Below are 9,102 nucleotides of genomic sequence, written 5' to 3'. Positions count from 1 at the left end.
GTGCGGGTCGCGGCGCCCGTGCCGCAGGTTATGGAGGACCTGCCGTAGGCGTGGAGGGAGGTGGCCGACGTCTTTGCCGGCGATTTCCGGCGCCTCGGTGCCGAGCCACACCATGCCGGCCGTGTCGACCCAAGCGATCGGCGTTCGTCCCGGTGGGAACCTCCAACCGGGCTGCAGCAGCCGCGGCAGCCGCACGATGTCGCCGGGGTGCCGTGACCAGCCGGTGGGGCTGGATACCGAGACGGTTCCCGGTCGCCGTCCGTGCTCGGTGGCGTCGGCGCAGGTGGGGCATTCGGCGCCGTCGAGGCGGGTGGTGCCGCCGCATGCCCGGCAGTTGTGCCAGTTGTTGGGGTCGGCCGTGGGCTCGTAGCCGGGGGTCCATGCTCCGGTCACGCGCCCGCCGAGACGGTACGCGCGAATTTTGCGCGCCTGCGTCAGGGGACGAAGCGTCTTGGCAAGGTGGGTGTCGATGGTCGCGACGGTTGCGGTGGCGGGCACGAGCACCGCGAACAGGTGATGTCCCATCAGTGGTCCGCGTGGCCCGCGGGCGTCGTGCCGCCGGCGAAGGGGTCGCGCACCGCTTGGGCGATTGGGCTGTGGCCTTGGCGTGGAAGCGCCCGGGGCAGGTCAGGATTGCTGGCCTTGTGGTCGCGGACCTGAGTGCCGCTGGAACGGCTGGTGCGGACGACTGGGCCGGTGCGACGGGCAGCGGGGCGCTTTGGCAGGCGACGTCCGGCCGTGAGGTACGGGGCGAGCGCCTCCCGCATGTGGGCGAAGTTGGTCGGGGACAGGTCGATCTCGTACTCGACGCCGTCGAAGACGAAGCGGTGGGTACGAACTCCGTCCGTGCTCTGGTCGAGGTCGTCGGTGACCACGGTGATCGTGCGAGTTGCCATCGTTTTCCTTTCCTTTGGGCATGGCAAGGGCTCCGATGCCCGGTCGGGCGTCGGGGCGGTGCTTGGCAGGTGATCGGCACAAGGTGCTGTGGCCGGGGGTGTCCGTCACAGGTGCTGCGATGGATCGGCTCTGATGTCGATTGCTGGGGCTACGCCGTCGGCACCCGTCGGCGGGGGTGTCGTCCTCGCTGTCGGGGCGTTCGTGGCCCGGGTGCCCGTGGACGCGTCGCGGGAACTTCCTGGCGCGACAGGGGTCCCTGGCCTGGTCGGGTTCGTCGGGCTGCAGCCCGCTCGGTGCGTTCCCGAGGCTGCGGATCGGTGCCGATGTTGGCTACCAGGGTGGTTCTTGTTCGGGGGTGGGGCCGTCGGCGATGTTGGCGGTGCTGGCGAGGTGTCTGGTGGCGACGTGGAGGGCCAGGGCCGCCTCGGTGAGGGCGGTCCGCATGAAGCGCGCGTCGGACGAGGCCAGTCCGTCGCTTTCTCTGCCGGGCGGGCTGTCGACGACGTGTTGGAGCCCGTCGCCCAGGGTGTGGGTCAGGTATGTCAGTGTGGTGGTCAGGTCGGCGAGGTCGGTCGCAGAGGTGATGGCGGCGGGCCGGGCCACGCTGAGGCAGGTCGCCACGTATCCGGCCAGCGTGGCGATGGCCCGTGCAGCGGCCCGGGTCTGTTCGGGGCCGAAGGTTGCCTCATCGTCGAAAGCCACACCGATCTGCTCGGCCAGCTGCGCCGGGGACGGAGTGTCCGTGACGGAGTCCGGGCGCGGCACATCGCCGTTGTTTCGGTGGAGGCGGGCGGCGAACCACCGCTTCAGCTCGTCGAGGTGCCGACGCTTGCCGCGGCGGGTGCCATCGCCGGACGTGCCGGCAGGGGGGTCCGCGTCGGCACGACTGGGTTCGGTTGCGGCGCCACCGGCGGTCCCTGCGGCGGTGCGGGCGTGGGACCAGGCGCTGCCTGAGTATTGTGCCGCGGCGGCCGACATCTCCGCGGCGTGGTGCAGCAGAGCACGAAGATCGTTGGCGGCGGCCATCGACTCGGGCGATTCCCGGGTTGAGGTGTCGTCGGTGAAGCCGGCGAAGCGCACGTGGTCGACGGCGTAGTCACCGGCTTGTGCCTGTATCCGGGCGAGCAGCCGCGAGGTGCGGTGAACGTGTCCGATGAGGAACGCGGCGTCGGCGGGAGTGGGAAGAGCGATCGGGGCGCTGGCAGGCCCCGTCGCCGAGTGCAGCCAGTGGTGGAGGTGCTCGGCCGCGGTCACCGCGCTCGCAAGACGGCCGGGGTCCCCCGGGCCGTAGATGGCGAAGAGATCGGTCATCTCCGTGAGCCACGTGCTTGCCTCCGTATCCGCCGGCATCGTCTCATCGACGATGATCGGATCGGAGAAAGACCCGCGCGGGGCGGGGCAGATGGGCGTGCTGTCCGCGACGTGCCACCAGCGGGGCAAGCCGCTGACGTCAGCAGTGGTCCACCTCTCGACGGGTTGGTTGACCACCGGCTCGCGGCAAACGGGGCAGATCGGTATCTCGGTCATGCCGTGGTGTCCTTCCTGGTGTTGGGGCGGCGGCGATCGCGCCGCCCGACGTGCCTGAGGGCTGCCGGATGCCCGGCCGGAGATGCCGCAGCCGGATTGCCGCCACGGGGAGGCGCTGGCGATCGCCAGGCTCGGATACCGCGCGGCGGGTGGTCGGACCACACGCGTGTCTCGCGTGGGCCTTGCCGTGCGTCCGAAACGGTGAGGTCGCGGACCGTGCGGGTGGACGCGGCGGCCTATAGACCGTCGGTCGGTCACGCGGTCCGCTCCCGCAGTCGGCGTCGTCCCCGGATTGGCGCCAGTGAGGGGCGCACTAGCCGCTCACGTCGACGTCCGTCCTTGCCGGCGTGGTAATGAAGGAGGCGGTCGCGGTCACGAGGGCGACCAGCCCGGGGTAGGTGGCGGGGGTGTGGTCCGGATCGGGGTGGTCGTCGACGAGGGTCTGGGGGTGGTCCTCGCCGTGTAGCCGGGTGATCCGGTAGGCGCGGCCGTCGACGTCGGCGGCATCGACACAGCGAACCCGTTGCGAATGGCCGCTGATCGTGTGGATGTCCTCGTAGCAGGCTGCCCAGGCCATGAGCCTCGCGTCGGGTTCGGTCCTGCGGATCTGCTGACCGATGGCGTTGAGGGTGGCCCGGTATGGCGTGTCGGGGCTGCCGATGCCCACAGCGAGGCTGGACAGCAGTGTGGGCAGGCCGGCCATGTTGGCGCGTGGTTCGTCACGGCGCAGCGGGAAGTGCAGGCTGCGCGGTGCGGGCCGCTGCTGCAGGGCGGCGTCGAGAAGCGGCTGGCTGTGGATCAGCAGCACCGTCGCGGGTTGGCGCCAGCCGGCCGTGTGAGCGTCGGTCTCGGCGGCGACCAGGCTGCCGGCGAGGGCGTGCACGGCGTCGAATGACAGCATCGGGTTCTCCCATCGATGGGGGCAGAAAGAGGGACCCGCAGCCGGTGGCTGCGGGTCCCTTCGGGGATGGTCGGTCAGTGGTCGTGTCGGCTGCGGCTGCGCGGGCCGGCGGGGACCATTCCGTGGCTGCCGTGCACTCCGGTTCCCGATTTTTTGGCCCGGTACATGGCCTGGTCGGCTTCGGTGAGCAAGTCCCGGACGCTGGCGTGCCGACGGCCGGTGTGGGCGTAGCCGACCGAGGCGACCACGCGGAGGTCGCCGTTGGTCACCTGGATCGTGTGGCTGGAGATGACCTGCCAGGCCGCGTGGGCTGCGGCGTCGGTGTCCTCGCGTCCGCCTCTCACGAGCAGGGCGAACTCGTCGCCGGAGAGCCGGGCGGCTATTTTCACCGGTTTGGGCAGGCTGGCCAGGCGCCGGCCGATTTGGTGGAGCAGGTCGTTGCCGGCCTCGTGTCCGAGGGTGTCGTTGACGGCCTTGAACCGGTCGAGGTCGAGCAACACCACCCCGACCGGCGCGTCGGCGGCGAGGGTTTCGTGCAGGCAGGTCAGGAACCGCCGCCGGTTGGGCAGGCCGGTGACCTCGTCGTGGTTGGCCTGGTAGCGGGCTTCTTTGAGAGCCCGCTGTTGGCGCCAGAGCACGGCTCCGGCCAGTGCCAGACCGGCGAGGATTCCGCCGACGTTGCTAGCGATCACGTGCAGGATGGGAGACACTCGGTGACGCTCCTTGGGTATGAAGGAGCACCGGGGGGCGGGCGTGTCGAAGTGGCCAAACTTGTACGCCCCTCCCCCGGGCTACCCTGGCTGGTTACTGGCTGCTGCTGGTGGGGGCGAGTTGGTAGGTGGCGGGCTGGTCGACGGTCTGCACCGCCACGCCGTCGGCGACGAGCTTGGTGGCCGCGTTGGCAACCGCACCGGCGCCGGCCTTGTTCGCTCCGGTCCCGGCCTCGGCTCGGTCGATGAGCTTGCACAGCTCGCTCGTCTTGTACTGCCGGTCCGGGTGGGCCTTGAGGATGGCGAGGATCGCGGTGCGCAGCGATCCCTTGCCGCGGCGGGTCCTGGCCGGTCCGGTGCCGGTGCCGGTGCCGGTGGACGGGTTGTCCGATCCGCTGTCGACCTCGTTCGCGCCCATAGCCACAGGCGTGGTGGGCACGGAGTCGTTGGCGGCCTCGGTCGGGGCAGGTTCCGCTGCGGGTTGCGGGTCGCCGTCTTGCGCCGACGCCGTGTGGTCGTGGCTCCCGACGGCGTGCGCACCCATTTCGCTGTCACTGTCCGGGCGCTCGGTCCCGGATGCCTCGGCCATAACCTGCGGTTCGGACTCCGGCACAGCCGCCTCGGTGACCTCCACGGCAGTGGAGTGCTCGGCAGGGGGCTCGGCCGCGGCGGGGTGTTGGTCGGAGGTGCCCGGCGGGCCGTCGGCGATGGCCGTGGCGCCTTCCGTCTGTCCCTCGCTGGGTCGGCTGGTGCCGGTCAGCCGCCACAGCGTGCGGCCAGGGCTGGGGTGAAACGGCTCGGCGAGGTTCATGTTTTCCAGGTTGCGTAGCTTGGCGGTCGCGGTGGAGTAGGCGACCTCCGCGTGCTCAGCAACGGCGGCGGCGGTGGCCTCGCCGAGATCGCCCAGCGCCCCGAGCACTTTGAGCATGCCGTGGGGCAGGTCGGTCTCCGCTGGGACTTCGGTCATCGCGGTTCGTCCTTTCGTTATTCGAGGTCAGCACTGATCCACGCTTCGGAAGCGGCGGAGATCAAGTGCTTTGGGTCGGATTCCGGCACAGCGCAGGAGTTGGGGTGGTAACTCCCCGTTCTGCGACGGCGGTTCGTGAGGGACCCCTGGTGCTCACTGCCGCCGGGACCGGAGAGCAGGCCATCGGAGATGGCTGCGTGGCGGGCAGAGCCGCTGGTGTCGAGTCCTTCGCCCAGGAAGGCCAATCCGACCACCTGCCGCTGCCTGAACTGCGCCCACTGAGCCAGGCCAGCAGGCGGTGGCCTTATCCGGCGCCGAGGCCGAGGCGGTCGCCGATGGCGGGTCCCTGCCGCAGCGCGGCGACGACGGTAGGCAAGTGTCGTCGCTGCCAGCCACGTAGGGCGGCGGGCAAGTCGGCGCCGTACCTGCGGTGCTGGGTGAGTGCGATGGCTAGGCCTGCTGCCTGTTCGATGCCGTTGTTGGCGCCGCGGGCGGTGTGTGGGCGTACGGGGGCGAGCGCGTCGCCGAGCAGGACAGCGTGCCCGCTCCCGATCGGCCACACCATCCGGCTGGGCGGTGTGATATCCAGCACCGGCACCGCCATCCGGACGGCGGTATCCCGCACCAGTTCGGCGTGTTCCGGCGGTAGGAGACGGCCGGCGCACTCGTCGACGTGTGCCCGGGCGGAGGAACTGACGTGGTGAGGCAGGGCGAAGACCCTGCGGGTGGGGCTGGCTCCGAAGCAGTGGTGATACTCGACCGGGCTGCAGTCCAGGTAGAAGGTCCAGTCGCACCCGTCCGGAACGGGTGCGAGGTTGAACTGCGCGCCGGGGCACGGATCGAGGCGGAGGAAGTCCCCCGAGTGGGGTTCCGGTGGGGCGCACGAGGCAAGGCCACGGTGGGCGACGTAGCCGGCGTAGTGCAGGCCACGGTCGGGGTCGAGGATCTGCCGGCCGGCGCTCGACCGGCCGTCGGCGAACACGACGAGGTCGGCCGTTTCGGTGTTCCCGTCCGAGAATCGCAGGACGGGTTGACCGGCGTGCTCGACCAACCCGGCGACGCGCATGCCGGTGCGGAGGACCCCGGCGGGAAGACGTTTCGTCAGTGCCTTGTGCAGCAGTGTCCAGGTGGTGTTGCGGCCCGGGTAGGTGCGCAGCACGGTCTGGGTGGCCCGCCGGTCGCGGATCACGCTCTGCACGATCGCCTCGGAGTTGAAGGCGACGATCTCCTGCTGTGGAATGCCGAGGCGATCGACGACGTCGAGTGCGCAGTGTTCCAAACCGATCAGGCCACCACCCCGTGGTGCGGTGGCGGCGGCGGCCTCGTAGATGGTGACGTCGAGTCCGGCATGCAGAAGGAGAAGAGCGGTGACGGGGCCCGTTACGCTGCCGCCGATCACGGCGACACGGAGCCGACGCGAGCTGGAGGTGGTGGCGGCCGGCAGGTGTGGGGTCATCGGGGTCCCTTCGGGTTGGTCGAGGAGGGCCCCGGGCACGGCCGTGCGGCCGTGCCCGGGGTGCGCCGTTGGCGCGGGATGGCCGGGCAGCGGCCAGGTCGTGCGGTGGTGCGGGGTGCGGCAGGCCGGGTTCAGCGGCCTGCGGTAGGAGGTCCTGTCAACCGGCGGTGCGCGTCAGCCCGGCGAGAATGGTGCGGGCGCGGGCGACGAGCTTGTCGGCGACGGCAGCCAGGACGTTCTCGGTCTTGACGGTTGACCACCGGGTGCCCGGATGGCAGGCGGTCATCGGATCGCGGGCGAGCACCGTCCAGGTCAGGGCCGGAGTCAGGACCTCCGCGACGGCGCTGGACTGGTAGGTGCGGTAGTCGCGGCGGACCCGCACCCGGATGACGTGTCCGTCGATGTGGTGGACGCGGGTGAGGGTGTAGTGGCTGCTGTTGGAGATGTCGAAGCTTCTGTCGACGACTGTTCCCGGCCTCTTCCTCCTGGAAGAGGTATAGGGCGGCCCTTGCGCGGGCCGGGCGTGGTGGGATGCCCCAGCCTGGGGCGAGCGCTCGGCGCGGTGTCGCCGTCGGGCGACGCCCGGCCGCGGATCACTATCGGCGTCGACGGTGAACATGTCGCAGCCGGCGGCGCGACCAGCGCGGAGTAGATCGATAAGGCGAGCACCGTCTACCAGCGCGATCTGCGCTTGTATGGGGCTTCGGGGGCGCAGTGGACCGCCGAGCCATTCGGTCCAGGTGATGCCGTGGCCGAAGCGACGTCCGCCATACGTGCTGCGGAACGGCGCCGCGTTGATGTTGTCCGCGGCCAGGCTCGGCCGAAAGTTTCCGTCTATGTAGAGGCTGTCATCGAGGTCGCCGCTGTCTCGCATCAGGTGCAGCGCGGGCGGCACGTGGGCTCCGACGTGGCCGTCGATATCGATCCGGTAAGCCGCGGCGATCGCGGTCGCCGCCAGGTCCAGCACGGTCGCCAGGTCGAACCAGAGGCGCAGGGGCATACGAACCGGTCCCTTCGTTGTCGTGGGTTTGGTGGGGTGGAACTGGCCGGGCAGCGACACATCCCCTCGGGTACGGAGAAGGTGTCGCTGACCCGACCGGTTCAGGTGTTGCTGTCGATGCTCAGGAGCGGTGTGGACGCGCGAGTGTGCGAGTGCCGATGATCGACCCCTCCAGGTCTCGGACGGTGTCGTGGCAGACCAGCACGTCGTCGCGGTCTACCGCGGCCAGACCGACGACCAGGGACGCCAGGTAATAGGTGCCCGTGACCGGCGGCGGCAGCGGCGGAGAGCCGTTGTCGGCCGCACCGTAGGCGACTCGTTCGACGGGAATGTCGAGGCCGAGGTCGTCGGGTCCGATGACCCGGTGTCCCAATCTCACCGGCTGGTGCTGAGCGGATGGTGTGATCACCCGCAAGGGCGTGACGCTGCCCGGTGCGATGCGATCCGGGGTGTCACTCGGGAAGATCCGGACGGGATGCGGCGTCAGGTTGACGATCTCCGCCATGCGGTCGCTCCGATCATTGTTGGGAAACGGTGGTTGCCCTGCTCCGCGGGTGGGACCGGTCGGGCCGTGGTGGAATCCCTTCGAATGCCGGGGACACACCGTCGGTCGGCCCGGCCGGTTGCGGTCAGGACTGGTGCAGGGTGACGGCGAGCAGCCGCTGCGAGTCGTCGAGCGAGTCCAGGTAGCGGGCCGCCCGGTCGAGGTAGCTGATTCGGTCCGCGAAGTGGGCGCTGGCTGGTTCCAGCCGCTCGCCTTCCGCGGTGAGGAACGCGTCGGTGCACACCGCCCAGAGGGAGTGGAAGTTGGCGTATGCTGCCGCGCCTGCCTGGAACATCTCCAGGTCACCGAGGTCGAGCCTCACCCCGTACACCGCGGCGTTGTGCATCCGCATGGCCTGCACGCGCGGCTGCCGGTGGTAGGCGGCAGTCGCCATGTCCATCGTGTACTGCGGGTCGTTGATGTGTTTCTGCAGAAACGCCGACCACGGAGTGGCTACCGGCGTTCTGGCCACCACGTGCGACCACTGGGCGTGACGCATGCTCGCGCCGACGTAGGCGCCGTGGCGCATGCCGGCCAGGTCGAGCAGGCGGATCGGCCCGCCAGCGCAATGCCAGGGACCGCCGGGCACATTACGCAGATCGATCATCTGCCGGTGCTGCCAGCGGCGCAGGGCCGGAGAGGCCCAGTACCGAGGACAGCTGGTGCCCGGGATGCCGAGGTGGCGTCCGATTTGGCGACTGTTGGCCAGCACGTGCTGCAGGTCGTCGCGAACGCAGACGATCATGGTGCCGGCGACCGCCGGCGGCATGACCGTCACGGCCGGTGCCGACGGAGCAGCCGAGGCGGCCGGGGCGGCCTGCGCGACCGGAGCGGCCTGCGCGACCGGAGCGGCCTTGGTGGCCTTGGCTGCTTTGGTGGCCTTGGCTGCTTTGGCCGCTTTGGTGGCCTTGGTGGCCGGGGTGGCCGCGTTCTTGGCCATGTGGATGCCTCCTTGAGGGTTGGGCGTGCGGTATGCGGGCACGCAGAGGTCGCCGAGCCACTGGGTTCGTGGTCCGGCGTGGGGATGTGGGTGTGGTGCGTGGTGGCAGGTGCGACTGTCGGGGCTCGTCGCGGGGCGCGTGGGCCGACCGGCCGGTGAG

General features: G+C 70.4%; 10 protein-coding genes. All 10 read right to left on the bottom strand.

Features of this window, described 5'->3' with window-relative positions:
• A partial coding sequence (locus C1I95_RS28785) for a hypothetical protein (RefSeq protein WP_146605888.1) occupies positions 1 to 525 on the bottom strand: 525 nt, incomplete at its 3' end.
• Complete coding sequence (locus C1I95_RS28780) at positions 525 to 896, bottom strand: histone-like nucleoid-structuring protein Lsr2 (protein WP_111218521.1); 372 nt, start codon at positions 894 to 896, stop codon at positions 525 to 527. The genes C1I95_RS28785 and C1I95_RS28780, both read right to left, overlap by 1 nt.
• A 331-nt stretch (positions 897 to 1,227) precedes the next feature.
• The gene (locus C1I95_RS28775; RefSeq protein ID WP_146605887.1) at positions 1,228 to 2,682 is read right to left on the bottom strand and encodes a hypothetical protein; all 1,455 of its coding nucleotides are present in this window, start codon (positions 2,680 to 2,682) and stop codon (positions 1,228 to 1,230) included.
• Positions 2,683 to 2,737: 55 nt separating this feature from the next.
• A complete protein-coding gene (locus tag C1I95_RS28770) occupies positions 2,738 to 3,325 on the bottom strand; it encodes a hypothetical protein (RefSeq protein ID WP_111218517.1) in 588 nt (195 codons plus the stop codon).
• A 74-nt stretch (positions 3,326 to 3,399) separates the two neighbouring features.
• Positions 3,400 to 4,035 (bottom strand): GGDEF domain-containing protein, encoded by a 636-nt coding sequence (locus C1I95_RS28765; RefSeq protein WP_111218515.1) that lies wholly within the window; start codon positions 4,033 to 4,035, stop codon positions 3,400 to 3,402.
• Positions 4,036 to 4,129: 94 nt separating this feature from the next.
• A complete protein-coding gene (locus C1I95_RS28760) occupies positions 4,130 to 5,002 on the bottom strand; it encodes a MarR family transcriptional regulator (protein ID WP_111218513.1) in 873 nt (290 codons plus the stop codon).
• A 304-nt stretch (positions 5,003 to 5,306) separates the two neighbouring features.
• Positions 5,307 to 6,458 carry an FAD-dependent monooxygenase gene (locus C1I95_RS28755; protein ID WP_111218511.1) on the bottom strand — a complete coding sequence of 384 codons (1,152 nt, stop codon included), beginning with the start codon at positions 6,456 to 6,458 and terminating at the stop codon, positions 5,307 to 5,309.
• A 157-nt stretch (positions 6,459 to 6,615) separates the two neighbouring features.
• Positions 6,616 to 7,518: a hypothetical protein gene (locus C1I95_RS36670; RefSeq protein ID WP_233513952.1), complete on the bottom strand. Its 903-nt coding sequence runs from the start codon at positions 7,516 to 7,518 to the stop codon at positions 6,616 to 6,618.
• 61 nt (positions 7,519 to 7,579) lie between these two features.
• Positions 7,580 to 7,963, bottom strand: coding sequence for a hypothetical protein (locus tag C1I95_RS28745; RefSeq protein WP_111218509.1), 384 nt, complete (start codon positions 7,961 to 7,963; stop codon positions 7,580 to 7,582).
• 124 nt (positions 7,964 to 8,087) lie between these two features.
• On the bottom strand, positions 8,088 to 8,942 hold the full coding sequence (locus C1I95_RS28740) for a hypothetical protein (RefSeq protein ID WP_233513951.1): 855 nt from the start codon (positions 8,940 to 8,942) through the stop codon (positions 8,088 to 8,090).
• Between the last annotated feature and the right edge of the window lie 160 nt (positions 8,943 to 9,102).

It is taken from the genome of Micromonospora craterilacus (assembly GCF_003236315.1).
Lineage (GTDB): Bacteria > Actinomycetota > Actinomycetes > Mycobacteriales > Micromonosporaceae > Micromonospora > Micromonospora craterilacus.
The sequence above is the reverse complement of the archived record's forward strand: the minus strand, read 5'-3'. Positions and strand labels throughout refer to the sequence as shown.